Source organism: Parvularcula sp. IMCC14364, assembly GCF_030758415.1.
Classification (GTDB): domain Bacteria; phylum Pseudomonadota; class Alphaproteobacteria; order Caulobacterales; family Parvularculaceae; genus Aquisalinus.
Genome location: NZ_CP132334.1, coordinates 2,700,869 through 2,727,369 on the forward strand (window position 1 = coordinate 2,700,869; position 26,501 = coordinate 2,727,369).

25 protein-coding genes are annotated in these 26,501 nt (G+C 54.8%); 19 read left to right on the top strand and 6 right to left on the bottom strand.

Annotation, left to right across the window (positions count from 1 at the left end; translation table 11 throughout):
• The first annotated feature begins 107 nt into the window (after window positions 1-107).
• The 10 genes from RAL90_RS12565 (at window position 108) to RAL90_RS12610 (ending at window position 10,363) form a co-directional block, all read left to right on the top strand.
• Entirely contained in the window at window positions 108-908 is an 801-nt protein-coding gene (locus RAL90_RS12565) for a SapC family protein (protein ID WP_306251140.1), read from the top strand.
• Window positions 909-1,056: 148 nt separating this feature from the next.
• On the top strand, window positions 1,057-3,258 hold the full coding sequence (locus RAL90_RS12570) for a protein-disulfide reductase DsbD (protein ID WP_306251142.1): 2,202 nt from the start codon (window positions 1,057-1,059) through the stop codon (window positions 3,256-3,258).
• Window positions 3,259-3,286: 28 nt separating this feature from the next.
• Window positions 3,287-3,895 carry a redoxin family protein gene (locus tag RAL90_RS12575; RefSeq protein WP_306251144.1) on the top strand — a complete coding sequence of 203 codons (609 nt, stop codon included), beginning with the start codon at window positions 3,287-3,289 and terminating at the stop codon, window positions 3,893-3,895.
• 125 nt (window positions 3,896-4,020) lie between these two features.
• Window positions 4,021-5,700: a glucose-6-phosphate isomerase gene (pgi, locus tag RAL90_RS12580; protein WP_372340478.1), complete on the top strand. Its 1,680-nt coding sequence runs from the start codon at window positions 4,021-4,023 to the stop codon at window positions 5,698-5,700.
• A 10-nt stretch (window positions 5,701-5,710) separates the two neighbouring features.
• A complete protein-coding gene (locus RAL90_RS12585; RefSeq protein WP_306251148.1) occupies window positions 5,711-6,310 on the top strand; it encodes a peptidylprolyl isomerase in 600 nt (199 codons plus the stop codon).
• On the top strand, window positions 6,307-7,197 hold the full coding sequence (gene ppk2 / locus RAL90_RS12590) for a polyphosphate kinase 2 (RefSeq protein WP_306251150.1): 891 nt from the start codon (window positions 6,307-6,309) through the stop codon (window positions 7,195-7,197). Before RAL90_RS12585 ends, ppk2 begins: the two co-directional genes overlap by 4 nt.
• 28 nt (window positions 7,198-7,225) lie before the next feature.
• A complete protein-coding gene (locus tag RAL90_RS12595; protein WP_306251152.1) occupies window positions 7,226-7,678 on the top strand; it encodes a hypothetical protein in 453 nt (150 codons plus the stop codon).
• Window positions 7,679-7,768: 90 nt separating this feature from the next.
• Window positions 7,769-8,698 carry a cation diffusion facilitator family transporter gene (locus RAL90_RS12600; RefSeq protein ID WP_306251154.1) on the top strand — a complete coding sequence of 310 codons (930 nt, stop codon included), beginning with the start codon at window positions 7,769-7,771 and terminating at the stop codon, window positions 8,696-8,698.
• A 41-nt stretch (window positions 8,699-8,739) separates the two neighbouring features.
• Window positions 8,740-9,612 (top strand): TetR/AcrR family transcriptional regulator, encoded by an 873-nt coding sequence (locus tag RAL90_RS12605; protein WP_306251156.1) that lies wholly within the window; start codon window positions 8,740-8,742, stop codon window positions 9,610-9,612.
• Window positions 9,596-10,363: a Coq4 family protein gene (locus tag RAL90_RS12610; protein WP_306251158.1), complete on the top strand. Its 768-nt coding sequence runs from the start codon at window positions 9,596-9,598 to the stop codon at window positions 10,361-10,363. Before RAL90_RS12605 ends, RAL90_RS12610 begins: the two co-directional genes overlap by 17 nt.
• Window positions 10,364-10,413: 50 nt before the next feature.
• Here RAL90_RS12610 and msrA (RAL90_RS12615) read toward each other — a convergent pair whose 3' ends face one another.
• From msrA (RAL90_RS12615) to rpsD, 5 genes are all read right to left on the bottom strand, one after another.
• The gene (gene msrA / locus RAL90_RS12615) at window positions 10,414-11,055 is read right to left on the bottom strand and encodes a peptide-methionine (S)-S-oxide reductase MsrA (RefSeq protein ID WP_306251160.1); all 642 of its coding nucleotides are present in this window, start codon (window positions 11,053-11,055) and stop codon (window positions 10,414-10,416) included.
• A 28-nt stretch (window positions 11,056-11,083) separates the two neighbouring features.
• Window positions 11,084-11,752 (bottom strand): peptide-methionine (S)-S-oxide reductase MsrA, encoded by a 669-nt coding sequence (gene msrA / locus RAL90_RS12620; protein WP_306251162.1) that lies wholly within the window; start codon window positions 11,750-11,752, stop codon window positions 11,084-11,086.
• A gap of 79 nt (window positions 11,753-11,831) precedes the next feature.
• Window positions 11,832-12,020: a hypothetical protein gene (locus tag RAL90_RS12625; RefSeq protein WP_306251164.1), complete on the bottom strand. Its 189-nt coding sequence runs from the start codon at window positions 12,018-12,020 to the stop codon at window positions 11,832-11,834.
• Window positions 12,021-12,031: 11 nt separating this feature from the next.
• A complete protein-coding gene (locus RAL90_RS12630) occupies window positions 12,032-14,362 on the bottom strand; it encodes a triacylglycerol lipase (protein WP_306251166.1) in 2,331 nt (776 codons plus the stop codon).
• Window positions 14,363-14,514: 152 nt separating this feature from the next.
• Window positions 14,515-15,132 (bottom strand): 30S ribosomal protein S4, encoded by a 618-nt coding sequence (rpsD, locus tag RAL90_RS12635; protein WP_306251169.1) that lies wholly within the window; start codon window positions 15,130-15,132, stop codon window positions 14,515-14,517.
• A 265-nt stretch (window positions 15,133-15,397) separates the two neighbouring features.
• Here rpsD and RAL90_RS12640 point away from each other — a divergent pair, with 265 nt between their 5' ends.
• The 4 genes from RAL90_RS12640 to RAL90_RS12655 all read left to right on the top strand — a co-directional run bounded on the left by RAL90_RS12640 (window position 15,398) and on the right by RAL90_RS12655 (window position 18,564).
• Entirely contained in the window at window positions 15,398-16,102 is a 705-nt protein-coding gene (locus RAL90_RS12640; protein ID WP_306251171.1) for a hypothetical protein, read from the top strand.
• A 277-nt stretch (window positions 16,103-16,379) separates the two neighbouring features.
• On the top strand, window positions 16,380-17,054 hold the full coding sequence (locus tag RAL90_RS12645) for a hypothetical protein (protein ID WP_306251172.1): 675 nt from the start codon (window positions 16,380-16,382) through the stop codon (window positions 17,052-17,054).
• A gap of 18 nt (window positions 17,055-17,072) precedes the next feature.
• Window positions 17,073-17,396, top strand: a complete 324-nt coding sequence (gene cutA / locus RAL90_RS12650) for a divalent-cation tolerance protein CutA (RefSeq protein WP_306251174.1) — start codon at window positions 17,073-17,075, stop codon at window positions 17,394-17,396.
• 79 nt (window positions 17,397-17,475) lie between these two features.
• Window positions 17,476-18,564: an aromatic ring-hydroxylating dioxygenase subunit alpha gene (locus RAL90_RS12655; protein ID WP_306251176.1), complete on the top strand. Its 1,089-nt coding sequence runs from the start codon at window positions 17,476-17,478 to the stop codon at window positions 18,562-18,564.
• 13 nt (window positions 18,565-18,577) lie between these two features.
• On the opposite strand, the gene RAL90_RS12660 is transcribed toward RAL90_RS12655, so the two are convergent.
• A complete protein-coding gene (locus tag RAL90_RS12660; RefSeq protein ID WP_306251178.1) occupies window positions 18,578-20,818 on the bottom strand; it encodes a hypothetical protein in 2,241 nt (746 codons plus the stop codon).
• Window positions 20,819-20,971: 153 nt separating this feature from the next.
• On the opposite strand from RAL90_RS12660, the gene RAL90_RS12665 reads away from it, so the two are divergent.
• From RAL90_RS12665 to RAL90_RS12685, 5 genes are all read left to right on the top strand, one after another.
• Window positions 20,972-21,763 (top strand): exopolysaccharide biosynthesis protein, encoded by a 792-nt coding sequence (locus tag RAL90_RS12665; protein ID WP_306251180.1) that lies wholly within the window; start codon window positions 20,972-20,974, stop codon window positions 21,761-21,763.
• Window positions 21,760-22,308 carry a disulfide bond formation protein B gene (locus RAL90_RS12670; RefSeq protein ID WP_306251182.1) on the top strand — a complete coding sequence of 183 codons (549 nt, stop codon included), beginning with the start codon at window positions 21,760-21,762 and terminating at the stop codon, window positions 22,306-22,308. The genes RAL90_RS12665 and RAL90_RS12670 overlap by 4 nt, the downstream gene beginning before the upstream one ends.
• Window positions 22,309-22,317: 9 nt before the next feature.
• A complete protein-coding gene (locus tag RAL90_RS12675; protein ID WP_306251184.1) occupies window positions 22,318-22,881 on the top strand; it encodes a demethoxyubiquinone hydroxylase family protein in 564 nt (187 codons plus the stop codon).
• Complete coding sequence (locus RAL90_RS12680; protein ID WP_306251186.1) at window positions 22,878-23,567, top strand: rhomboid family intramembrane serine protease; 690 nt, start codon at window positions 22,878-22,880, stop codon at window positions 23,565-23,567. The genes RAL90_RS12675 and RAL90_RS12680 overlap by 4 nt, the downstream gene beginning before the upstream one ends.
• An 80-nt stretch (window positions 23,568-23,647) precedes the next feature.
• Window positions 23,648-26,500, top strand: coding sequence for a pitrilysin family protein (locus RAL90_RS12685; RefSeq protein WP_306251188.1), 2,853 nt, complete (start codon window positions 23,648-23,650; stop codon window positions 26,498-26,500).
• Window position 26,501 lies beyond the last annotated feature (1 nt).

The window sequence follows — 26,501 nt, forward strand, 5'->3', positions numbered from 1 at the left end:
ATGGGTCAAAAGATCGATAAACAGTTGGACGCGGGTATGCTTTTTGCTATGAGACTGCTTCAGATAAGAAATGGCTGAAAATTATCAGCATTATGGAGAAACGAAAAATGAGCGAAGTGCCACCAGTGGCTGACACCCCACAGATTGAAGGCAAAATGTTCCTGTTCCGCAAACCGGAACTGCTGACCAAAGAATCACATGGATCGCTTGGCGTGAAGCGCCCTGACCGGCCTTTCGCTTTCTGTGAAGGCGTGCGTGCTGTGCCCCTGACCATCTCGGAAATTGCGCTGGCGCAAAAGCACTACCCGATCATTTTCGCTGATGAGAAAAACCCGATGCCAATGGCCGTTGTTGGCCTGATCGACGACATCAACCTGTTTGTCGATGACAAGGGTGAGTGGGAACAGAATTGCTACATTCCCGGCTATATTCGTCGCTATCCTTTCGCGCTGGCCAGTGACCAGAATTCTGACCGCATGGCAATCGTCGTGGATGTCGAATATGAGGGCATCACCAAGAAACCTGATGCCAAGTTTTTTAACAAGGATGAGCCATCCGACGAAACCAAGCGCGTCATGGAATACTGCTCCAATTACGAGCGCGACCGTTTGACCACACAACAATTTGCCAAGACGCTGGCAGAATATGATCTGCTGGCCACACAGGTTGCACAGTTCACGCCTGAAGGCAGTGACCCACAGCCCTTCGCACAATATATCGGTGTTGAAGAGAAACGCCTGACAGACATGGCAGATGAGCAGTTCATCGAGCTGCGCAAATCCAACATTCTGCCGATCCTCTATGCGCAACTGATGTCCATGGCCAACTGGCGCACAATCATGGACCGCCGTGTACGCCGCCATGATCTCAAGCCTGATCAAATCCTGAAGCCACTGACCAAACAGTAGATTGCATCAGCTTTCACAATAATCAGGCCGCGCCTTTCACGGGCGCGGCTTTTTTCATGTCATAACAACACTGCGAGGCAGATTAGCGGGCTATGGTCTTATCCGTCAGGATGGGCCAAATAGCCTTGCAATCAAATTGGGTAATGCCATGCAGCGTATTTCGGTTTTCTTCGCTTTTGTGTTCGTCGCCATATCACTGGCCTTCTCGCCGACGGCGCGGGCGCAGGCCGTTTCCAGCGAAGTGACGACCGGCAATGCTGTCAGTCAGTTTTTCAGTGCCAAGGCAGGCATTGCGCCCGGCGAGACCATTCTGGTCGGCTTCCACCAGAAACTGCGCGATGGCTGGCACGTCTATTGGGTAAACCCCGGTGAATCCGGTCTGCCGCTTGATCTGCGCTGGACCACACCGGCGGGCTTCAGCACCAGCGACCCACTCTACCCGTTGCCACATCGTCTGCCGCTCGAAACACTTGTCAATTATGGCCATGAAGGCGAGCCGACATTTCTGGTCGAGCTGACCGCCCCACCGGAGGCGGTTCCCGGCACGAATGCTGATTTCAGCATCAAGGCCACCTGGCTGATCTGCGCCGACATCTGCATCCCGGAGAGTGGTGATTTCACCTTGAGCATTCCGGTTGTTGCCGAGCCGGCTGGACCGGACCCGCAGGGCTTCCCCGTCATCGAGAATGCCAAACTGGACCAGCCGGTCGAGGCCGACTTTGAAGCCGGCTTCTTCGACTTCAACGGGAGACCTGTTTTACATCTGGATACAGATCAGTTCGATGATTCAAGCGACATTCACTATTTCCCTTTTGTCGTCGACATGGTGGACGCTTCGGGACCGGAAGATGTGGCCGCCACCGGCAATGGGCTGAGCATCGTTTTTGACGCGGGCTTCATGTATGATCCGGCAGAAACAAAAAGTCTTGATGGTGTGCTGACAGTCGGCAAGGGGCGCGCCATTCGTGGATATACCATATCAGCGCCCCAGCGTGACACCCCGGAAGACGCCGCGCAAAGACTGGGCTCTTTATCGCCTGCTTCTACGGACCAGGCAGCAGACCACGCTTCAGACCAGGTGGGCATACCTGCAAACAATGCCTCCTCAGCGCCTGAGGCAGGCCTGATCGGCATTCTCTGGCTCGCTTTCCTTGGCGGTATCATTCTCAACATCATGCCATGCGTGTTTCCTGTTGTTTTCCTGAAAGCTGCACATCTGGCCAAGGCGGCGCATGAGGAGCGGGCAACAATCCGCTTACAGGGTCTTCTGTACACGGCTGGTGTACTCGTGACCTTCCTGATACTGGCAGGGATACTGATTGCCCTGCGTGCCGGAGGCGAGCAGGTCGGCTGGGGCTTCCACCTCCAGTCACCGCTGGTGATTTCAGCCTTTGCCGTGGTGATCTTCCTTGTGGGCCTCAACCTTGCCGGCCTTTTCGAGATTGGCACCAGCCTGCAGGGGGTTGGCAGCAATCTTGCCGGAAAAGGCGGCAATGCCGGGGCATTCTTTACCGGCCTTCTCGCGGTGGCTGTCGCGGCGCCATGTATCGGGCCATTCCTCGGCGTACCGGTTGGCTTTGCCCTTGTGCAACCGGCAGCGGTTGGCCTTGCCGTTTTTGCGGTCATGGGCCTCGGCCTGGCCCTGCCCTATCTGCTCATTTCGCTGGTGCCGGGCCTTGCCCGCCTGTTGCCCAAACCCGGTGCCTGGATGGAGACATTCAAGCAGGTACTCTCTTTTGCCATGTTTGCGACCCTGATCTGGCTGATCTGGACATTGACCCTGCAGGCCGGACCGGATGGGCTCGTCCTGTTACTGATTGCCCTGTTGCTGGTCGCCTTCGCCGCCTGGGCCTTTGGCCGCAGCCAGAAACCATCTGGCGGCTGGGTTTCGCGTGGCCTGGCCATTATGGCCCTCATAGGCAGCGCCTTTGTGATCAGCGGCATTGAACCGCAAAAACAGACTGCCCTCAGCGCCAGCTCTGCCCCTGGCGAAGGTGACGTCAGCGAATTGCCGACAGCAATTTTCAGCCCGGCAACGCTGAACGACTACCGTACTGCCGGCACGCCTGTATTTATTGACTTTACCGCTGCATGGTGTGTCACCTGTCAGTTCAACAAACAGCGCGTGCTGACCCAGAAACCTGTGGTCGAGGCCTTTCATGAAAAAGGTGTCATCTACATGGTCGCTGACTGGACGTTACAGGACCCGGAAATAACCCAAGCCCTTGAAGAACAAGGCAGATCCGGCGTGCCGCTATATCTTTTCTATGCCCCCGGCGCAGACCAGCCGGTCGTGCTCCCGCAAATGTTATCAATCAAGTTGATGCTGGAAACATTTGCCAGCCTATAATGCAGTATTACAACATCAGGAGTTTCTCATGAAAACCATTGCCATCGCCATCAGCCTCACTGCCATCGCCGCTTTCATGCCCGCAAGCGCCAGCCCGAAGGTCGGCGAAGCCATGCCTGCTTTTAACGAAACCACGATTGATGGCGTAACCCTGAGCAACGAAACGCTCGCTGACACGGTCTATGTACTGGAGTGGACCAACCACGATTGTCCGTTTGTGCGCAAGCATTACCACGCCGACAAGTCCAACATGCAGAACACACAAGTTGCTGCTGAAGAAGCAGGCGCGGTCTGGATTACCGTGATTTCTTCCGCGCCCGGCAAGCAGGGCCATGTTTCAGCCTCACAAGCACGCGAGCTGACAACATCACGCGGTGCCAAGCCAACCCACATCATTCTCGATGAAGATGGCAATATGGGTCAGGCTTTTGATGCCAAAACGACGCCGCACATGTTTGTCGCAGATCGCACAGGCACCTTGCGTTATGCTGGTGCGATTGACTCGATCCGCTCCGCCAATCTCGCAGATATCGACAACGCCGAGAACTATGTTCTGACAGCGGTCAACAGCGTCGTTTCCGGGCAGGAAGTGCCCACCAAACAGACAACGCCTTATGGCTGCAGCGTTAAATACTGATCTGTTGTCTTTCACTTTTCATCCAGTTCCGAAAACCCCGGCCAGCGTGCCGGGGTTTTTTGGTTGGGTGTGCCTCAGCCCCATAGTATATCCGGTGGAGAATGCCCGAACCTGAAAGCAAACCCATGATTCATGCCTCTCCAGACCGCAGCCCTGCCTGGGCAGCCCTCAAGGCTCTTGCAGAAGACGCGCAGAAGCAGCGCATTGCCAGTCTGTTTGACGCCGATGCTGAACGCGCCACAAAATATGCTGGCAACGCCGCTGGCCTGTTCGTTGACTATTCGAAAAATCTGATAACGGACGATGTTCTGGATAACCTGATCAGCCTTGCCAGGGATGTGGGGCTTGAACAGGGCCGTGACGACATGGTGGCTGGCGAGAAGATCAACAGCACCGAAACCCGGGCTGTCCTGCATGTCGCGCTGCGCGATACTGCACAGGGCAAGTATCACGTTGATGGCGAAGATATCATGCCATTGATACAGGGCGAACTGGTCCGGATGCGCGACTTCTGTGATCGTATCCATACCGGCTCGTTCACGGGCCATACCGGCAAACCGCTGAAAACGGTCGTCAATATCGGCATTGGAGGCTCCGACCTTGGGCCGGTCATGGTGACGGAAGCGCTCGCCCCCTATCATATTGAAGGCAGAAAAACCCACTTTGTTTCCAATGTGGATGGTGCTCACCTTGCCAGCACACTCGCCAGTATTGATCCGGAAACGACGCTTTTCGTCATTGCGTCAAAGACATTCACCACACAGGAAACGATGACGAACGCCCATTCGGCAAGGGACTGGTTTCTGGACACCGGTGCCGGGCAGGCAGACATCGCGAAGCACTTTATCGCGCTGTCCACCAATGCAGCGGCGGTCAGTAAATTCGGTATTGATACAGCCAACATGTTCCGCTTCTGGGACTGGGTTGGGGGGCGCTATTCCCTCTGGTCAGTCATCGGTATGCCGATTGCCCTGCAAACCGGATTTGACAATTTCGCCCGTCTCCTGGCTGGCGCCGCGCAGATGGACCGACATTTCGAAATAGCTGACCTGCGTGACAACCTGCCAGTACTGCTGGCACTGATTGGTATCTGGAACCGGAATTTTCTCGATATTAGCGCACATGCGGTTCTGCCTTATGACCAGTCACTGCACAGGCTTCCTGCCTACCTTCAACAGGCCGATATGGAATCCAACGGCAAGTCCGTGATGCGCGATGGCATGGCAACATCGCACGCAACAGGCCCGGTTATTTTTGGTGAACCGGGCACGAATGGCCAACATGCTTTCTACCAGCTCATTCATCAGGGAACGGATATCATCTCGTCAGATTTCATCGCCCCGGCTATCAGCCATCATGAGCGGGGCGATCATCACAGAAAACTTCTGGCAAATTTCCTCGCTCAGCCGGAGGCACTGATGCTCGGCAAATCACTGGAGCAGGTCGTTGCCGAATTGTCGGCCAGCGGCAGATCCGATGCTGAGATCGAAAACCTTGCCCCCCACAGGAAATTTCCGGGCAACCGCCCGACAACCGCAATCCTGATGCAGAAACTCACACCGGAAACACTCGGGGCTCTCATCGCCCTGTATGAACACAAGATATTCTGTCAGGGACATATCTGGGGCATCAATTCATTTGACCAATGGGGTGTGGAACTGGGCAAAGTGCTGGCAGGCAACATTCTGACGGAACTTGGCGATCTCGGCGAAACCAAGCCCGCCTGCACCCAGCATGATAGCTCCACCAATGCCCTTGTTGACCGCATCAACCAGATGCGGAAAGATACCCGACCTCAGGATTAACGGAGTTTTTATGCGTATTATCGCCCTGTGCCTTGCCTGCCTGATGCTCGTTCTGCCCGCCAGTGCGCAGGCGGAAGATGAGCTGGTCCATGTCAAAATGGAGACCAGCGAAGGTGATATCTATCTTGCGCTGAACAGGACAAAAGCGCCCGTCACAGTCGAAAACTTTCTCGCCTATGCTGAGAGTGGCTACTATATCCGGCTCATCTTTCATCGCGTCGTCCCTGGCAGATTGATACAAGGGGGTGGCTATAATCGCTCCTTGTACCAACGGGGCAAAAGAGACCCGATCACCAACGAAGCGGATAACGGGCTGAAAAACCTGCGCGGCACCATTGCCATGGCCCGCAATGATGACCCGGACTCCGCGCAATCCCAGTTTTTTATCAACACGAAAGACAACCCGGAACTGGACCATCAGGGCAAGGAATATGCCTTCGACTGGGGCTATGCTGTCTTCGGTGAAGTGGTGTATGGCATGGACGTTGTGGATACTATCAGCTTCGTGCCGACAGAGGGACGCGGTGATTTCGCCGGCGAAGTCCCTGTCGAACCGGTCTATATCAACATGGTCCGGGAAATTGATGAAAGTGACATACCCACAGAATGACCAAAAACTATTCAGACCCCATCAAGTTTCAACTGGATGGCAAGGAACATGTTTTCGATCTTGATGAGCCAAAACTTCCAGGCTGGATCAAGGACAATGACATGTCCTCTGGCGGCTACCCGTATGAAGAAAAACTCGACCGTGATGATTACGAGGATCAACTCGAAACCCTGCAGGAAGAACTGATCAAGCTGCAATACTGGCAGCAGGAAAAGGGTACACGGATCATCATGCTGTTCGAAGGCCGTGATGCGGCTGGCAAGGGCGGCACCATCAAGGCCATTACCCAGAACATGAACCCGCGCCATGCACGTGTCGTCGCCCTGCCAAAACCAAGCGACCGGGAGCGCGGCGAGTGGTATTTCCAGCGCTATGTGCGACATTTCCCGACCAGTGGCGAAATGGTCCTGTTTGACCGCTCCTGGTATAATCGTGCGGGTGTCGAGCCGGTCATGGAATTCTGCACACCGGAACAGCACCAGACCTTTCTGCAGGAAGCACCTGATTTTGAGCGCATGATCGTCAGGGAAGGTATCTTTCTGTTCAAGTTCTGGTTGAATGTGGGGCGGGAAATGCAGCTCAAGCGGTTTCACGACCGGCGGCATGACCCGCTCAAGATCTGGAAACTCTCCCCGATTGATATCAAGGCCCTGAGCAAATGGGATGATTACACCGCGGCGCGTGACCTGATGCTTGAGCGCACGCATGACGCGCGGACCCCTTGGACGATCATTCGCTCCAATGACAAACGGCGCGCGCGCCTGAATGCCATCCGACGTGTCCTTTCAGCACTGGACTATGATGGAAAAAAAGAGAAGAATATCGGTGACATTGACCCGGCTGTGCTGGGAGAAGGTCCGGCCTTCCTGTCAGCAGGCAGCGAGTAATCCGACGTAAAGTAGTAAGGGGTAAGACATGTTGAAACGTATCCTGATAACAGGCCTGGCACTGATGATTGCCGCCTGCAGTTCATCGCCCTCCGGCGGGGCGGACAGGGGCAATGCTTCTTACCGCAATAACTGTTTTGCCGGCGGGGCCTCTTTCTGCCTCACCGCACCTTCGCAGGTCGTCAAGCGTGACCCCATCGGCGATTCAACGCTGTATCTCATCCAGATGGAAAGTGCCCGCTATTATATCTTTGAAGGCCGCGCGGCCAATGTGCCCTACGAGCACAAAGAAGAGCTGCGCCCGTTGCGCAGCAGCGGCGCCGATGCCCGTTTCAGCCAGTTCTATGAGCGCCAGACCTATCAAGCCTTCATTCAGCGTGCTGATATTACCCCATATCCGGAAATCCATATCTGGACAGCGGACTCTGCCGGGCGCGAAGAAGACATCAGTCTTATTCTGACCAGCATACGGCTTTTCTGAAACCGGCAATGCAACTGCAGAACTGAGAGTAATTCTCACTCTACAGAATAATTTTTGACTTGCCCTTGCAAGCTGCCTATTTCTGGCATTATGCACGGCTCTTTTGACCATCATGAAACAGGCAGTAAATGGGCCCTGGCCGCAACAGTTCTGTCCATCGGTGTTGCCCTTGTCCTGATCGCGACCAAGCTGATTGCCTGGCAACTATCCGGCTCCACCGCCATTCTTGGCTCACTTGCAGACTCCGCGCTGGACTTGATCGGCAGTGGCCTTGCGTTCATCGGCGTGCGCTGGGCTGCTGAACCGGCAGATGCGGAACATCGCTTTGGCCATCACAAGGCCGAGGCAATTACCGGCCTTGCACAGGCTATCCTGATCACTGGATCAGCTCTCTTTGTGCTGAATGAAAGTATCATGCGCCTGGTCACCCCGGCACCACTTGCCGCCGGCAACCTGGCCATCTGGGTCATGCTTTTGTCGCTTGTCCTGTCCACCGGGCTTGTGGCTTTCCAGACTTATGCCCTGCGCCAGAGTGGCTCCATTGCCGTGGAAGGTGACCGGGCACATTATACCGGGGACCTGATTGCCAATGCCGGCGCACTTCTGGCGATTTTTCTGTCGCTGCATTTTGGCTGGTTACGGGCAGATGCCATTGCCGGCATTCTGGCTGCCGTTTTTCTCGGCTGGTCCGCCCTCTCGATCAGCCGCCGGGTTCTGCCGCAGTTGATGGATGAAGAGCTTTCAACGCCTGAGCGGGAGCGCATCAGCCAGATTGTCATGGCCGATGGTGACGTGTTGGGTTTTCATCACCTGCGCACACGCCGTGCCGGCAGGCGGATTTACATCCAGCTTCATCTGGAACTCAGACCCGATATCCAGTTGCGCCATGCACACGAGATCAGCGAACGGGTTGAGGCGCAACTGCACGGTACGTTCCCCGGCGCTGACATCCTTCTTCATCAGGACCCTCATGGTGAAGCGGATGACCATGACGCGCCGGAAATTCCCACCACAGCCTGAAGGCGCACCGCCTCCCTTACCCCATTATGCCGGGCACTCATTTGGGCCGTACTGCCAGTGCCGGATATGGGCATCTATATTTCTGGTTGACATATGTAACGATCATTACATATTATGTATCGAACGATACAATTTATTTGCCCCATATGAAACAGACCAGCACAGACCCCACTGCCATACGCGAGCACAGCGACCAGCGGCTTGCCCGCGGCGCGCGCAGCCGCGAGAAAATTCTGGAAGCTGCACTGGATATCCTCGGCACGAGCGGCTATGGCGCGCTCAGCATTTCAGCGGTCTGCAAACAGGCAGGCGTCTCCGCCACATCACTGTACCATCATTTCGGCGACAAGGCCGGGCTTCTCTCAGCCATGATTGATGAGGCTTTTACCCGCAATGAGCGGCATTATATTGCGCGCATAGAACAGATGCAGTCCCCACTTGAGCAACTGGATGCCTTCATGACATCCGTACGCGATGTTTTCACTGATGACAGCCGCAACTCCGGTGCGATTCTCGCTGCCCTGTCGCAAGCGCGCGGAAACTCAAGCGATATCGCCCAGGTCATCGGCGAAGCGCGCCAGCGCATGTGGATCCTGATTGCAGAGCGGTTTGCCCAGTATTTCCGGATTGAGAACGGTATCGTCCTGACACATATTTTTACCGCCTTTTCCAGTTACATCCCACAGGTTCGGCAGGATCCGGACAGTGACGGGAAAGTAGAAGCGCTGATAGACACGCTGCGCACCGTGCTGCTCGTTATGGGCGCCGTTATCCAGCCTGACATGATGAAGGATGAAAATTACGCAGCGGCCGTGGCAAAAGCGCGCCAGAAACTCCTGCAGAACGACGAAGCGCATTCGTCACCCTGCAGCATTGTGACCCTTACGGAGAAAACACATGACCAGTACAACTGATCCCAGATATAATATGAATTTCCACCCCCTGAAGGCACTGAAAGCCACTTTCGCTTTTACAAAAAACAAGGAGGATACCTCACAGGTCTTCCGCATCATGAGCGCCCTTGACGGCGGCCAAAGTGAAAAGAACTTTCAGCGTTTCAAAACAACCCCTGCTGGCGGCGCTGTGCTGGCGGAAAAGCGCAGCCTTTACGAAGCCTTGTGCGACCGGGATTATCTGCGCCAGTGTCCGGAAGATAGTTTAGGCCGGGCTTATCTTGATTTCGTTTCACGGGAAGGTCTGTCTCCGGAAGGGTTTCAGGCAGAAATTGAAGCTGCGGATGAAGAACTGTCTCATATTTCCGAAGACAGGATCATCAACCGGATGCGCCTTCGCCATGCACATGACCTGTGGCATGTCATGACCGGCTATGGCCGGGATGCCATTGGTGAAGCTGCCCTGCTCGGCTTTACCTATGCACAAATTCGCGTGCTGGGCTTTGCCTATCTCGGGACAGTGGTCAGCCTGAACATCAAGGGCCAGTTCAGCGGTATGCCGGTTTTTGCCTGCTTCCGCGAAGGATATGAGCTGGGCAAACGGGCCGGATGGCTGATGGGCGCAGACTGGGAAAACCTGTTTCATCTGCCGCTGGAGGAAGTCAGGGCACAGTTCAATATTGGCATTCCGGCACAATATCTGGCGATCGCAGACAGGGCCGCTGCACGGGACCTTGAATTGCGTGAGGAACTGGCTGGCGCAGCAGCCTGAGCCGCAGACGGCTTCAAGAGGTCAAAGACCTCGCCGCTTTGCCCGGTTGATCATCCCCCTGAATAGGCATCACCCCAGACTTCGCGCAGGCGCTCTTCCCGGCCGCAGCGCGAGACGGTGAAATTATATTTGAGGCTGTATTTCTTGTAGTAGTCCTGGTGATGCGGCACAGCTGCATAAAAACGCTGTGCAGGTTCCACCAATGTAACAACATCCGCGCCAAGCTCTTGGGACGCGGCATCAATCGCAGCCAGCGCCGCTGCTTTCTCATCTTCAGTTGAAAAGTAGAGCGCGCCGAAATAGGAATTACCCTCATCGCAGAACTGGCCATTGGCGTTGAGCGGATCAATATGGCGCAAATGATAGTCTGCCAGCTGACGGTATGTCACCACAGACGGGTCGTACCAGACCTGCGCGACTTCCCGGTAACCGGCAATTTTCCATTGCTCATGCTTCTGGTGAACACCGCTGCCGCCCACATAGCCGGTAATCGCTTCGGTGACGCCATCGACCTTCTCGAAATGCTTGTCCACGCACCAGAAACAGCCCCCGGCAAATATCGCACTATCAAGGCCATCCGTCGCAAAATCGTCAGTGGTCTCTTGCCCGTCTGAAATCCCGATACAACCGGACAGGACGAATATGCCGGAAAGCAGCATCAGCACAGAAACTGTTTTTTGAAATTTGGCCATCATAAAACTCCCCGGACGACGCCCTGCATTATTTACCCCAGACCGTATTCACCCGGGCATCGCGCCCGCAGCCGAGCCGATATGTATTATAGCGCAGCGGGTTTTTCTTGTAGAAATCCTGATGGTAGTCAGCCACCTGCCAGAACGGCACCACATCATAGATTGGTGTCACGACAGCCTCGCCCAGCTCCTGTTCAGCCTCGGCTTTTGCCGCCTCGGCAATCTCACGCTCCTGCACGGTGCTGACCCAGATGCCTGTTTTATACTCATGCCCCCGGTCACAGAACTGCCCGCCATCATCCAAAGGATCAATATGCCGAAAGAAATAGTCCACAAGCTGACGATAGGAGACCAGCGCGGGATCATACGGCACTTTCACCGCTTCCTGGTGCAAGCTGCCGGGTTGCAGACGCCCGTAGACGGGGTTTTCTTCTGCACCGCCCATGAAACCGGAGATCACATCGCCCACACCATCGAGTTTCTCAAAGTCTTTCTCGACGCACCAGAAGCAGCCGCCCGCGAAATAGGCATAGGCCAGTTCTCCCGGCAGTAATGCTTCCACCGCCGGCGCAGAGGCCGGTGCCTCTTCCGCCTTGGCGTGCACACCCGCAGATTTCATCCAGAAAAACAGGATGAAGTATGCGCCGAGCACGGCCAGCGTGATGAATGTCCAGAATATCTTGCGTTGACGCGTCATAATAAATCTCCTGTGCACGGGATGTAGCGCCCTGCCGACGCGCTGCCAACTCACAAGCTGGTCAGTTTTAGCGTGAGGGTCACGGCGTGTGTAAATCCGGTGGCTTTTCCGCCATGGTAGCAAGATCGAGCGCCATGGCATAATTATGGATCATCACATCGCCCAGCGCAAAATCCCGCGGCCCCAACGCTGCAATAGAGCGGCGAAAGACGCGCACCAACTCTGGCACATCCTCCAGGTTGAACGGGCGTATCGTCGTCTCCTGCATACAAAATGCGCTTACAGGATATAGCGATAAGTCATCGCCTGATGGTCACTTTTGAACGTATCTGTCGGCGTCAGGCCGAAACGCTCGATCATCAGGGCGGCCATGAACTGAATGAACAGCGGTGAGTGAAAATAGGCATTATGGATCAACTCACTCTTGTCGAATTTCGTTGCCATAATCATCGGGTCCGCACCAGCCTCGCCCATGTCGCCATCTTCCAGCAACTGGCGCAACCGGTTGATCGCATCAGGCGCATCGCGCATGGAATTCTCGATCATCTCCTGCTGCACCGTCTCCGGCAGGTTCCCGACAGTGGTATCAGCAAAATCCAGCCCCGGCATCACGTCATGGACCTTTTCTCCGTACCCGTCATTCCCATAAGCTGTCCCTTTAATGGTATCAGTCAGATAGCTCGACAGGGCGGGACGCAAAATCAGGGTGAAGAAGATTGACGCTGCGCCTACCAGGAAAATGATGGTGAACAGGGCCACGTAGGCGCGCGTGACTTCATTGGTGATGCCCGATAGATCTGTAAACCAGTTTTCTATCTCCTCTGCCAGCGAGTCCCCCCTGTAAAGCAGGCTGCGCTGCCATGGGTCAGGCTCTGCATAAAACAGACGACAGACAAACGGCGCCAGCGTACCTTCATTATCATCACAGCGGCGCTCAAACACTGTCGCCGTGCGTTTGGAGGTCAGGAAAGCTGTGTCCTTGGGCAGCACCCACTGGCCCAGGCCGCCATCATATTTCAGCAATGGCTCCATCTCACTGGCCGGCAGCACCGCCAGCAAAACAGGCAGGCTCCGGCTTGCTTCATTGTTATCTTCCCCAAGAGAGGCAAAGAAAATGAACTCGATATTGTCCGGAATGAAATCCCCGCCCAGAATGGAGGCAAGGTCCGCCGTCAACCCGATTCGTGTGGCGATCAAATCTGCCAGGGCCGCTTCATCCTCGGCCCGCACAAGCACATATCCCTTTTCTGCCGGCAGATCTGCGATGATATCCTGCATCCAGGAGAGACCATCATTTTCCAGAACAGCGGCAACAGCCTCACTCTCCCACAATTCTGCAAACGGAATAGCCCGCAGGTCATTGCGCGTATGCAATATCTTTGGCGCGAAGAGATCATAAATCTTTTTCTGCCGCGCCGCGTCCTCAACTTTCAGCTGGATCACCTGATCCGTTGCGACAACATAATTCTGCTGGCTCATGATGCCGCCATCACCAGAGCGCCAGTAATGTGAATCCGTGGCCACTGCCTGCAGGATAAACGCTAGATAGATCAGGCCGACCAGCAGGAAGGAGACGAAAGAGAACACGCCGACAAAAATCGTCTGGCTGTCCACCAGATTCGGTTCAAACAGCGCCCCCTTGCGCAGCATACGGATCGCCTCATCCTGCCGGTGACTGGCCGAGAACTGTTTGTGGCCGAAGACACCTGCCAGCGCATTGCGCTGGAGATATTTCTGACGCATGGCATTGGGGCGGCCATAAAGGCGCAGGATAATGAAGACGGCAATCGCGGACCAGAAATTCATGGAGGTATATTCCGTCCAGCCGAAGGTAACGAGGGATTTCAGCCCCTCCATCAGAAAGGTCATCAGGGTTTTGGGCTCGCCATTTTCATCCAGTGGAATACCGCTCTGGTCTCCGTTCTGTATGGCAATCAGTTCATCAACCGGGAAAGCCCCTACCAGCGCCAGAATGGACAGGCTGACCGCCACCAGCAGCATCAGGCGCCCGATAATGTTGAACCGGGTGAACGGGTTGGCGTTGCTCTTGAAGCGGATCATCGGCGTGCCAATGGTGGCAAAACCGCGGATCATGTCCGTGGCCTGCGCCTGTTTTGCCATATAAAGCCGCGCCAGCGCATGAATGCCGATGCTGCCGCCATGGCTGTGGCCCACCACGACAGGTGCCACGGGCTGCTGTTTGATCAGCGCTGCCAGCTCTTTGCCGGCCTTGCGCCGGTCCAGTTCGGAATTGCACCCGGTCCAGTGGAACGGCAGGATCGTCAGCGGCTCCTTGATGTACCCCTGCAGTGCAACCAGAAAGTCAGAGCCTTGCTGCCACCATTTCTCGCCACTATCTGCCTCATCATTGGCAAAAGTGCCATGCACGGTGATCAGCGTCACGCCGCCATCGGGGTTGGTCTGGGCCGACTTTTCACCCGGCTGATCCTGCAATGTGGGGCGATGCAGCAATGGCCCGCGATAGTCACCGCGCTGCCGGAACGGCCCGGGCAAAAGATCGCGCAGCCGCCCCAGCGGCAACAGCATGGCCGCCACCAGCACAAGGGCCAGCGCCAGTGCACCACCGACAATATATTGCAGAATTTCCATACCCCAAGAACCCCTTCCCAAGGAACAGTCTAGCACGACAGAAACAGGCAGCAACCCGTTTCAATAAGGGGGTAAAAACACCTCTAACAAAAAAGGCCTTCGCGGATATCGCGAAGGCCTTTCTGCAAAATCTTTATGGGAAGAAGTCGCTCTTATGATGAATAGAATTCCACCACCAGGTTTGGCTCCATTGTGCCAGCATAGGGCACTTCAGCGAATTCAGGGATGCGGATGAGGGACGCAGTCATTTTCTTCGGGTCCACATCGACATATTCCGGAATGTCACGCTCAGGCGATTGCAGGGCTTCGAGCACCAGCGCCATATTCTTGGACTTTTCGCGGATTTCCACCACATCGCCGACCTTCATGCGGTAGGACGGAATGTTGGTGCGCACACCATTGACCATGACATGGCCGTGATTGACGAACTGACGCGCGGCAAAAACGGTCGGCACAAACTTTGCGCGGTAAACCAGCGCATCAAGGCGGGATTCAAGAATACCGATCAGGTTCTCGGCCGTGTTGCCTTTCATGGCAGCAGCATTCTTGTAAATCTTGCTGAACTGTTTTTCGTTGATATTGCCGTAATAGCCTTTCAGCTTCTGTTTCGCCATCAACTGGATGCCGAAGTCAGACAGCTTGCCCGCGCGGCGCTGGCCATGCATACCCGGCTTGTATTCACGCTTGTTGACAGGAGATTTGGGGCGACCCCAGATATTTTCACCGACACGACGGTCGATCTTGTATTTCGCATTGATGCGATTGGACATCAGATCCTCATTTACGATGTGCTCCGGTGCGCCGGCCTTTCCAGTACACATTTTTCAACGGCGGTCACACATCACCCGTTTGAGCGAGTGCAGTTACGCAAAAGGACCATGCCTGTCAACACAATCACCCTGTTGGTAGTGTCTCAGTTTGAAACTGGAGGGCTGCTATTGGCCCGAAGTTGCTGTTGCGGTTAGGCTACCAGACGTCTGGTTTGTGACGTAAGTTGCACCCTTGTTACCGTACTTAAGTTTGGATTTGAAACCGATGTTTCATGAGGTAGAAAAGATAACTTCAGAGCCGCGCACGTTTGATTTTTTGGATTCAGGCCAAGGGAAAATTGAAACAAACCAAATCAACGTTGACGGTGTTTGTTTAATCAACAACCTATATCGTTTTTCATTCGAGCCCGACAGTTTCCAAACTATCTTGTGCGAATGTTGTGGTTTTTCGGGTTGCGCACCAGGATCATGGGCCTGTTTGCGTAGACTTGAAAATTACGTAGTGCTTGTGCCCGCAATTGAAGCAATCATTGAGCACGAACTGCCGGACGAATATATGCCACCAGAAATACTGACCAAACTTGGGCCACTCAAGATAACAGCCGGAATCTATAAGCATTTGCGAACTCTTGTTTCTGAATTACCACCGTTTGAAGAAATTCCAGTAATGTCAGCTTTAGACGCTATGGGCGTTCAAAAACTAGCGATACCTGGGCGTGCTTTAGGAGAACTAAAATCGCCGGTGGAAATAAGGCGAGAAGTTTTCATAGCAGCGTCGGACGGTGATTTGCATGACCTTCTAGAACAATATGAATCTGTTCTAACTGAAGTTGAAAGTGGTGATAAAACGCTGTTTGTCTCTATACCTGACAAGGTAATCGAATTTCATCTCGATCTTCCAGGGTTTCCAACTTGGACGGGCCTAGGGTTCAAAGATGGGCGAGCCTTGCTGACGACGCCCATAACTTAGATGAGCCTATGCGCTGGTCAGCTGAATTTTACGGCAAGAATGATACAGGGTTCGGACATAAGATTGCAGACTGGCTACTTCTGCTTCTGGTGAGAAATTGCCATCGAATTCAAACTGAGACTCTACCACCCTGTTTTGTCACCCGGTTTTGCCCACCCTATTTTGCCAAGGATTTCCCCGAAGCGGGCTTTTTTTAGGGAATGGATTAATCAGGCATAAAGAAGAACCCGGCGACGCTCTCGTCAAAATCAATAGTCCGACAAGAGGAAGCCACCAAATGAAGCTCTTCACCGCCTTTGCCCTTGCCCCATTTGCCCTGTTGGCAGCCACTTTTCCAGCCAGCGCGCAGGACAGCCGCGCTGCTGGCAGCATCGGCCTTGGCACCAACGGCATCAGCCTGGAAGCCAAGGCGAGCCTGACCTCCACCCTGGTCGCACGCGGCGGCTATAACTACCTCAAGGGCGATATTGGCGATCAGGATTATGACGGCATCGAATATGGGGTCGAGTTTGATGCTTCCACCGTCTCTGTCGCGGCAGATTACCACCCGTTTCGCAATGCCTTCATGTTCAGCGCCGGCGTGTACTTTGGCGAGCGCGGTGCGGGCCTTCGCGCAGTGCCAACCGGCACGGTCGAAATTGGCGGCCAGACCTTCACGGCCGCACAGGTCGGGACCCTGGTCGGTGATGTGAGCGCGGCTGACGTGGCACCGTTTTTCGGCCTTGGCTGGGACACAACTTTTTACACGCAGCGCCGCTGGTCGTGGTTTGTGCGCGGCGGCGTGATCCTGTCTGATTCCCCGGATGTGGAACTGAGCTCTGTTGGCGGCACCCTCTCCAATGATCCGCTCTTCCTGGCCGAACTTGAAGCAGAGGAGCAGGCGCTGGAGGACGACATCAACGAGTTTGACCTCTATCCCGTGCTCGAGGCCGGGGCCAGCTACCGCTTCTGATCCTGCAGGGGTCTCAACATGGCCGACGCGATCCTGCTATATGTCACCTCCCCGGACCATGAAACCGGTGCAGCGCTGGCAGAGAAACTGATCTCCGACCGCATGGCAGCCTGCGTCAACCTGTTGCCGGGCATGACCTCTGTTTATGACTGGCAAGGCAAAGTGGAACAGGCAACGGAAGTCGTGATGATTGTCAAAACCACCACCGAAAAAGCTGCCCCGGCCCGCGACATGATTCTGACAGAGCATCCTTATGAATGTCCCTGTATTGTCGCCCTCCCGATCAGCGGGGCGCACTCACACCAGCCCTTCCTGGATTGGATCGGGCAAAACACATCATAAGCTATCGCCCTCCTCTTGCCCTCTTGCAGCTTGCGCCTGTAAGGGCATTGACCAGTAACCTGCAGCTGGAGCTGTCCACATGTTTTTGCGCAATATCTGGTATTTTGCTTTTCAGGGCTCTGACCTGAAGCCGGGTAAGATGATCCACAAGAAATTGCTGGGCGAGCCAGTGCTATTTGGCCGCAAAAAAGACGGCGAGGTTTTCGCGCTGCGCGATATCTGCCCCCATCGCGGCGTGCTGTTATCGGGCGGACGCCTGCTCGGCCCGGGCGACAGCGCCGTGGGAGAGACCGTGTCCTCGGATCAGGTCGAATGCCCATATCATGGCTGGCGCTTCGGCGCAGACGGCAAATGTGCCGCCATCCCGTCTCTCGTGCCCGGACAGGAGATTGATGTCGAGAAAATCAGGGTGCAGCGCTATCCGGTGGCCGAGAAAAACGGACTGGTCTGGGTTTTCATGCCCGACGCAGAGGATCGGCCAGCGCTCACAGACGATCCGGAGACAGATATTCCCCTGCCCCCCACACTCCCCGGCATTGAACTGGATCATCGCCCACGCATGCGCGACCGCATCATGTTTGACTGCCATATTGACAATGCCGTGATCGGCCTGATGGACCCAGCCCACGGACCCTTCGTCCATCAGGCATGGTGGTGGCGCACCTCTGATTCCATTCATCAGAAGGCCAAGGAATTTACCCCGTCTGAACTGGGATTCACCATGGTCGCACATGAACCATCATCAAACTCGGCCGGGTACAAACTGTTGGGTGGCAAGCCAGTGACAGAAATCGCTTTCCGCCTTCCCGGCATCCGCACGGAACTGATCACCGTTGGCAAGCATAAAGTCCTGGGGTTAACAACCGTCACGCCCATTGACGAAGATCATACGGAAGTCACCCAGACTTTCTTCTGGACCAACCCGATGTTCAACTTCCTGAAACTGATCCTGATCCCCATGGGCCGGGCGTTTCTGCGGCAGGACCACCGTATCGTCATGATGCAGAAGGAGGGCCTGCAATACAATCCGCGCCTGATGCTGATCAATGACGCAGATGTTCAGGCCAAATGGTATTATCGCCTCAAGAAAGCCTGGGACGACGCTCAAACCTCAGGCGAGGCCTTCACCAACCCCGTACAGCCCGCCACCTTGCACTGGCGGAGTTGACAAGAACAGCCGGTTAAGGTCGTGCAAGGCGGAATTTCGCTGGTGAACCGTGCAAGGATGGCTCAAGCTTTTCACCATCCATCCAGATCTCGATATACTTTGGTGACCGCCGCACATATTCTATCCCCCTGACCTCCCCTGTGGACAACTCTACCAGCATTCCCTGTTCGTAATATGGTGCCAGTAAATCTGCCGCACTGACTAACAGGACGGCACTCTGATTTATCGTCAGCACACCATTGGTCCAGTTACTATCTGTAAAGTCCAGAGGCGTTGTATATTCAGAGTATTCCCCAAATACCTTTCCCATACTGAGGAGCATATTGGCCAGAATTTGCGCCGGGAAAAGCATCGCGGGATCGATATCACTGATCGTCGAAATTTGGCACTTGTCGATCCGAGCCTGCCCCCCCCTGCCACGGACAGCCCTTATATTCAGCTCACTCCTGCCGCCGGGGATGATAAAAGAAATGCTATCCGAACGGGCTGGCGCTCCGAAATCACGCCAACTTTTGCCGCGTAGCATGGTGCCATTGCGCCATCTAAGCCGCCACAGGGAATGATCACCTGTATATGTTACCGGTATCGTGACTTTATAAATTTTCTCTGTATCCGGCAGATCAAATTCTACTTCCATTTGAACTGTGCTGTCACCTGGTATTACGGTGCATGTGTGGGCGGTATCTGCCCATACCGCTGCTTCATGCCGACCCTCCCAGACCACATGTTGCGCATCAGACATGACCGGCCTGTAGTGAGTCACGACAGTATCGTAGAACCATGTCTGCTGCATAATGCTCCACAAATGCCAGTGCGAGTAATCCGGGCTTGTAGTCAGAACCACAATATCCTGATTGCCGCTCAGGATACGTTGCCAGTCCCTCTTGTTTTTCTCCCCTAGGGCATGCAGTGCTAGGGCGGAACTGGTATGCACATTCGCATTATAAACATGGGTCACCGGAGAATAATAATCCCCGATGATCATTGGGACTTCCTCATGCTGGGAGAAGTAGGCATGCATTTCAGGGCTGATAAATCCGCTATAGGTGCGGTAGGCCGATTTGAGATGCTCTACCTGCTTGTCGAAACGCTCGGAGGTAGCCGTCATGACGCCACCAACGACAAGAACAGCCAGCACCAACTGGTAGATATCAGCCAGTGGCAGCTTATTTCCGCCTAACCTTACCAGCCTGTCAGCGATAAAGTTGACACTCACAACAATAAAGATCAGTATATTAACGTTGTAAAATGGATAATAGTACCGGTCGGATCTGTGGCCCACCGTTTCCAGCAGCACAGCAGCAGCGAATAGCGCAATGGCAATGTTGACAAAAATTAGTCGGCGCGTTGTTGCCAATGTAGCAAATATCAGGAGCCAATATTCCGGCTTCTTAACAATATACTGCCTGATACCGTTCAAAAATGTTTCAAAATCATAGATCTTGTTTGTATAACTCTGGAAGTACCAGTATTGCCCGTCTGATACACCGCGATACCGCTCAACAAAGTCAATCAGATGAAACTGCGTAAAAAACGCCACCATGGCCAGGAACATGCCAATAGCCATCAGGCCGATCCTGACAATCTCCATCGGTCGGGACCAGTTCTTGATCGCGATATAAATTCCGGCTGATACGCCCAAAGGCAAGCCATAATCAAATGAGATCAGTGGCATCAGCGCTATCCCCAGCGCGATACTAAGCCGGGGCAGTCGCGCGCGCGCCAACAACAGGCTTAGTCCCAGAAACAGGCATACAGCAAAGACAAAACGATAGCTCAGCGCACTGTTATCCGGGATAAGCAAGCGCTGCTCTGTAATATAAAAAGCATTGACGAATATAAACGCGGCAAACGACACCAGTGTCACAAACCAGATTCGCTGTGGCGGCACATTCCAGACGGCAGTAATAAGCCGTGTCATGATCATCCAGCCCAGCACAGAAAGAAACGAGCAAAAAATAACAAACCAGCCGGCTTCCATCCAAATGAACAGAGACAGGATTTTACCAGGAAGGATACCAAGATAGAGTACGTAGTCACGACCAAGAACACCATCAGACCCTGCCAGTACTGCGGTACTGAGTAGCTGATATTGCCCATCCACGTGATAGCCGTAAGAGCCAATCGCCATGGCGAAACCACTGTAAAGCGCGGTCAAAACAGTCAGCATTGCAATAAGAAGGGAACTGTTTGCAATGAGCTGCTGTCCGGAAAACTTCAGACCAGCCTGCAAGAGATTTGTATAATAGAGCATTGAACTCCCCGCGCCAGTAACAACGTAAAGTCTACCGCATAATCTCCCGGCAAGTCTGATAAATTGTTACATACAGAGCCCTGCTGGGATGGCAACTGGCACACCTGTTTATCGCACTGGTCTCTGCCCGCATGTTGGCGTAAAGCAATATCGATGCATTTAAGCGAAAGCCTGTTCATGTCACCGTCCGATCCTTGTACCTCCTCCGACAGCAAAGAACAGCCGCGTTCGGCAGCCGCGAAACTCCATGCTGTGCTGGATGAACTGGCAGTCCGGGCGGCAGATAGGGCCACTACGCGCCCTTCTGAAAAGGACCCGGCCGACAGTGAGCCCAGCACCGACACTACCGGGCCTGCACAAAAAGCCGCCAAAGGTGAGAAACCGGATGGCCCCAAAGCATCCCTCGGTGCACTTGTCGAGGCGCTGGATGAGCGCGCCTATGGCATGATGCTCTTACTGCTGGCGCTGCCCTGTTGCCTGCCATTTGTCTACCTGCTGCCCCAGATTGTTGCCTTGCCAATGCTGGCACTCGCAGCCCAGATGGCAATGGGCAAGGAGGCTCCCTGGCTGCCTGCGGGGCTGGCAAAACGTGAGTTTCAGGTTTCCATGATGAAAGGCACGGTGAGACGGGCGGAGCGCTATCTCGGCTGGATTGAGCGTGTCACGCACCCGCGCCTGACGGCCCTGTCAGATGGTGTGGGTATGCGGATCACCGGCGCATTGCTGCTGATTCCCTGCGCCTCCATTCTGGTACCGCTGCCCCTGACCAATTCCACCCCGGGGGTGGGGGTCGCCATAGCGTCTGTCGGCCTGATTGAACGTGACGGATTGTTGATTATCCTCGGGCTTCTGATCGGGTTATTGTGGGTTGCTGCTCTGGTCTTTTTCGGCGCAGAAGCAATAAGTTTTGCCAAGGACTGGCTCCTGGGTCTGGTATCATCATGATGGGCAAGTTTTTCTACCTGCTGACGATCCCTGTACGCGCATTACTCATTTGCGGGCTTGCCAGTGCGGGATTGCTGGCAGCGGCGCATCTATTCGAGCGTGTGGGTGACCTTCCCCCTTGCGCCCTCTGCCTCGACCAGCGTGAAGTGCACTGGGCGGCCCTTGCCGTCTTTGTCATCGCGCGCGGGGTCATTGTCGTAACCAATTCCACGCGCGCCCTGACAATCGGGCTCATTGTTATGATACTTGTCTATGGCTACTCCACCTGGCTCTCCGGATATCATGCTGGTGTCGAGTGGAAATGGTGGCCGGGCCCGGAAACCTGCAGTGCCACGACGGACCTCAGTGGCCCGATCAATCCCCTGGACGCGCTCGGGGATACAGTCGTGCCGTGTACGGAAGCTGCCTGGAGATTGTTTGGCATCTCCATGGCGGGCTACAACTTTCTGATCTCACTGGGCTTGATGATGCTGGCGGCTGCAGGGGCCTGGCGCAACATTGCCTCAGACACGGCCACCCTTGCCGGGCGCGGCTGGAACGCCTAAGTCTTGTCTATGAGCAAGGCAACTTTCATCAATGCCCACCGCCCCGGCGCACGCGAGAAGCGGCTGCAGGAGATGCTGCGCGTTGACCACGCAGGCGAATATGGCGCGGTGCAGATATATAAGGGGCAGCGCGCCGTCTTTGACCGCCTGCCACACAAGGCCCGCCTCTCAAACCTGCTCAAGGAGATGGAAGAAAGCGAGCAGAAGCATCTCAGTGCTTTTGACGACCTGCTTGCTGATAACAGAGCCCGCCCAACAGTCTTCGCTCCCATCTGGAACGTCGCCGGCTTCGCACTGGGCGCCGGCACAGCCCTGATGGGCGAGAAAGCTGCCATGGCCTGCACCTCCGCTGTCGAGGAAGTCATCGAGCAGCACTATGCTGAACAGGCTGAAGAGCTCGGCGACACGGAACCTGAGTTGCGCGATACCATCCTTGAATTTCGCGAAGACGAACTGGAGCACAAAGATACAGCGCTTGAAGAAGGGGCGGAAGATGCACCCGGCTACAGCCTGCTGAAAGGTGCAATTCAGGCAGGCTGTCATCTCGCTATCCGGCTGAGTGAGAAAGTGTGAGCAGCGCACCTGACAGGATTGATACATCCGTCCGCCCCCCAACGATTGGCGATGTACCAAAAGCACTGTGGATGCTCATCGCCATCATGGCCGTCATTGAACTTTTCCTGACAGGTGCGGACCAGGGACTGGTGGGCACCCCGGACTGGCGAGGCTTTGCGTTTCTCTATGGTGCTTTTTGGGATCCACTGACCACCGGTGCCGCAGAGCCGGTCTTCTCGCTACAACCCTATACCATGTATCTCACCCATGCCCTTCTGCATGCAGATCTCTTTCACCTGCTGATGAACAGTGTAATTCTCCTTTCTATCGGCAAGCTCATCGCTGAACAGGCGGGTGTGAATGCGATGCTTTTATTGTTCGTGGTCTGCGCGATCGGGGGCGGCATCGGTTTTGCCCTGCTCGCAGATACGAATATCCCCGCGATTGGTGCCTCGGGCGCCGTATTTGGCTTTCTTGCAGTGTGGCAATACTGGGATGGCGTCATCCGCCGCGCCCGTGGTCTGTCGCTCAAGCCCGTGTTCCAGACCATCGCCGGGCTCATTATCCTGAACATCGTTCTGGCGCTGTGGATGCAGGGCGGCCTTGCCTGGCAGGCACATCTCGGCGGATTTATCGCCGGGCTCGCCATGGGCCCGGTCATGACACATTACGCACGGCAAAATACAGCGCACCGTCAGAGCTGATCCGGCCTGACAGGCCCCTGCCGGAATGATATAGTTCAATCAACAAACACACGCGGCCAAAGCCGCATGAGAGGGACATCATGAAGCTGAAACACCTGTTATTACTGGGCACCATGGCCGCACTGACGGCCTGTGAGAATACACCTGTTAGCACACAGACAAACACTGCAGCCGCAACTGCTGCAGATAAATTCGAGCTTGATTACGAAAAATTCACGCTGGACAATGGCCTGGAAGTCATTCTCCACCGTGATACATCGGACCCGATTGTGGCCGTGACCACAGTCATCCATGCGGGCTCAAACCGTGAAAAACCGGGTCGCACCGGGTTTGCGCATTTCTTCGAGCATATGGCCTTCAATGATTCCGAAAACGTGCCGCGCGGCTGGAACCGCAAGGCAATCCCGGACTGGGGCGGTCAGCGCAATGGCGGCACCTGGAGCGATGGCACCATTTATTATGAAGTGGTGCCCAAAGACGCTTTTGACAAAATCCTCTGGATCGACTCAGACCGCCTCGGCTATATGATAAACACAGTCACACAGGCAGCCCTTGATGCTGAAATTCAGGTCGTCAAGAACGAGAAACGCCAGCGTTATGACAATGCGCCTTACGGCTACACAACCGAAGTAATCCGCAAAAACCTTTATCCGGAAGGTCACCCATATAGCTGGACCACGATCGGGCTGTTGCCGGACCTACAGGCCGCCACGCTTGAAGACCTGAAAGAGTTCTACACAGAGTATTATGGCGCCGCCAATGCGACTTTGGTCATCGCCGGAGATATTGACCTCGAAGAGACCACGGAAAAAGTGGCGCGCTGGTTTGGTGAAATTCGCCGCGGACCGGATGTCGCGCCGCTTGAGCCGATGCCAGCCAATCTCACCGAGACAAAGACGCTCTGGTTTGAAGACAACTTCGCCCGTCTGCCGGAATTGCGCATCACCATCCCCACTGTCGAAGATTACCATCCGGATGCTTTGGCCCTGAATGTTCTCGGCCAGATTCTGGGAGGCAGCAAGAATTCACCGCTCTATCGCGAAATCGTGGACACCCGAAAACTGGCCCCGAATGTCAGCAGCTATTCCAGCGTTGACGAAATCGCCGGCACCTTCACCATCCGTGTGCGTGGCAAGGCAGATACTGATCTTGATGATGTGATGGATGGCATTGAAACGGCACTGGCTGATTTCGAGGCCAATGGCGTTGACCCGAAAGACCTGCAGCGCATCAAGGCAGAACAGGAAACCATTCTGTATTCCGGTCTGTCTACGGTGCTTGGTAAATCCAACACCATGGCCATCGACAATGAATTTGCGGGCGATCCGGCCTATGCCATCAAACAGGCCGAATTGCTCACTGCCGTCACGGCAGAGGATGTCATGCGGGTGTATGACACATATATCGATGACAAACCTGCCGTCATCACAAGCTTTGTGCCGAAAGGAAAAGCTGACCTGGCCATTGAGGGCTCAGCGCTCGCAGAGGTTTTCATTGAAGAAGTGAAGGCCGACAATGCCAGCGAGAACGTCACGCGCGGCGAAATTGGTGATTATGAGAAAACCCCGAGCAAATATGACCGCTCTGAGCCTCCCTTTGGTGAACTGCCGCTCGTCAGTATGCCCGATGTCTGGGAAGCCAGCTTTGGCGACGGGATTCGCGTGCTTGGCATAGAGAACAGTGAAACGCCGCTGGTCACTTTCGATATCACAATCAATGGCGGCGGCAGCCTTGATCCGCTGGCGCAGAAAGGCGTCTCCAGCCTGCTGGCGCGCCTCATGAATGAAGGCACGGCAACCCGCACAGCCGCCGAGCTCGAACAGGCGATTGGCCTGCTTGGCTCCGGCATTTCTGTCAGTGCGTCTGCGGAGGAGGTGACTATCTCTGCCACGTCCCTCGCCCGTAATTTTGAAGATACAGTCGCGCTGGTTGAAGAAATTCTTGCCCAGCCGCGCTGGGAAGAAGCGGATTTCGAGCGCGTAAAATCCGCCGCCCTGACTGCCATCACGGGGCGCGAAGCCAACCCGAATGCGATTGCCTCCTTGTCATTCAACAAGCTCATCTATGGCGATGCCCATCCGCTTGGTTTGCCAACAGACGGCACGGCAGAGACTGTCAGCACCCTGACTCTGACTGATTTGCAGGATCATTATGCACGTATGAAGACCATGAGCCCGCGCATTCACATCGCCGGTGCAGTCTCGCAGGCCAGGGCAGAAGCAGCCTTTGCTACTTTCGCGGATGATTTTGCCGCCCCGGACCAACCAGTGCCCACCTATGATATTCCGGAGCAGAACACAGACGGCACAACATATTTCATTGATGTGCCGGGCTCCAAGCAGAGTGTCCTTTATATTGGCAAGCTGACTGTGCCAACGGCCCATCCTGACTTTAATAAAATTCAGTTCACAAACGAAAAACTGGGCGGCGGCATCAGTGGTGATCTGGCGCAAACACTGCGGATCGAAAAAGGCTATACCTATGGCGCCTATTCCTCCATCGGCAATGGTCTGACGGCGCGCCCGTTCATCGCCGGCACCAGCGTGCGGGCGAATGCCACCAAGGATTCACTGATGATCATCGAAGACATGATCTCATCCTATGGTGAAACCTTTACACAGGCTGATGTGGAAACCACACAGTCCAAGCTGATCAAGGAAAACACCCGCGCCTTTGAAAGCCTGAACGCGAAACTCGGCACGCTGCGCCAGATTTCGAAATATGGCAAAAGCAATACCTATGTGGAGGATGAACAGCAGGAGCTCATCAGTATGCAACTTGATGATTTCCGCAAGATCGCCGCAACATATCTCGACGAAGAGGAAATGATTTATCTAGTTGTCGGCGACAAGGAGACCCAGTTCGGACCGGTGACTGAATTTGCTACTGGCGACGTGATTGAGCTGGATATCTATGGAGAGCGGGTGGAGTAAT

Coding starts and splice junctions, on each gene's coding strand:
- RAL90_RS12685 (WP_306251188.1), top strand. CDS start 23,648: ATGAAGCTGAAACACCTGTTATTACTGGGCACCATGGCCGCACTGACG.
- RAL90_RS12640 (WP_306251171.1), top strand. CDS start 15,398: ATGTTTCATGAGGTAGAAAAGATAACTTCAGAGCCGCGCACGTTTGAT.
- RAL90_RS12595 (WP_306251152.1), top strand. CDS start 7,226: ATGTTGAAACGTATCCTGATAACAGGCCTGGCACTGATGATTGCCGCC.
- RAL90_RS12660 (WP_306251178.1), bottom strand. CDS start 20,818: ATGCTCTATTATACAAATCTCTTGCAGGCTGGTCTGAAGTTTTCCGGA.
- ppk2 (WP_306251150.1), top strand. CDS start 6,307: ATGACCAAAAACTATTCAGACCCCATCAAGTTTCAACTGGATGGCAAG.
- RAL90_RS12645 (WP_306251172.1), top strand. CDS start 16,380: ATGAAGCTCTTCACCGCCTTTGCCCTTGCCCCATTTGCCCTGTTGGCA.
- cutA (WP_306251174.1), top strand. CDS start 17,073: ATGGCCGACGCGATCCTGCTATATGTCACCTCCCCGGACCATGAAACC.
- pgi (WP_372340478.1), top strand. CDS start 4,021: ATGATTCATGCCTCTCCAGACCGCAGCCCTGCCTGGGCAGCCCTCAAG.
- RAL90_RS12670 (WP_306251182.1), top strand. CDS start 21,760: ATGATGGGCAAGTTTTTCTACCTGCTGACGATCCCTGTACGCGCATTA.
- RAL90_RS12575 (WP_306251144.1), top strand. CDS start 3,287: ATGAAAACCATTGCCATCGCCATCAGCCTCACTGCCATCGCCGCTTTC.
- msrA (WP_306251160.1), bottom strand. CDS start 11,055: ATGGCCAAATTTCAAAAAACAGTTTCTGTGCTGATGCTGCTTTCCGGC.
- RAL90_RS12625 (WP_306251164.1), bottom strand. CDS start 12,020: ATGCAGGAGACGACGATACGCCCGTTCAACCTGGAGGATGTGCCAGAG.
- RAL90_RS12675 (WP_306251184.1), top strand. CDS start 22,318: ATGAGCAAGGCAACTTTCATCAATGCCCACCGCCCCGGCGCACGCGAG.
- RAL90_RS12570 (WP_306251142.1), top strand. CDS start 1,057: ATGCAGCGTATTTCGGTTTTCTTCGCTTTTGTGTTCGTCGCCATATCA.
- RAL90_RS12665 (WP_306251180.1), top strand. CDS start 20,972: ATGCATTTAAGCGAAAGCCTGTTCATGTCACCGTCCGATCCTTGTACC.
- RAL90_RS12585 (WP_306251148.1), top strand. CDS start 5,711: ATGCGTATTATCGCCCTGTGCCTTGCCTGCCTGATGCTCGTTCTGCCC.
- rpsD (WP_306251169.1), bottom strand. CDS start 15,132: ATGTCCAATCGCATCAATGCGAAATACAAGATCGACCGTCGTGTCGGT.
- RAL90_RS12565 (WP_306251140.1), top strand. CDS start 108: ATGAGCGAAGTGCCACCAGTGGCTGACACCCCACAGATTGAAGGCAAA.
- msrA (WP_306251162.1), bottom strand. CDS start 11,752: ATGACGCGTCAACGCAAGATATTCTGGACATTCATCACGCTGGCCGTG.
- RAL90_RS12610 (WP_306251158.1), top strand. CDS start 9,596: ATGACCAGTACAACTGATCCCAGATATAATATGAATTTCCACCCCCTG.
- RAL90_RS12600 (WP_306251154.1), top strand. CDS start 7,769: ATGCACGGCTCTTTTGACCATCATGAAACAGGCAGTAAATGGGCCCTG.
- RAL90_RS12630 (WP_306251166.1), bottom strand. CDS start 14,362: ATGGAAATTCTGCAATATATTGTCGGTGGTGCACTGGCGCTGGCCCTT.
- RAL90_RS12655 (WP_306251176.1), top strand. CDS start 17,476: ATGTTTTTGCGCAATATCTGGTATTTTGCTTTTCAGGGCTCTGACCTG.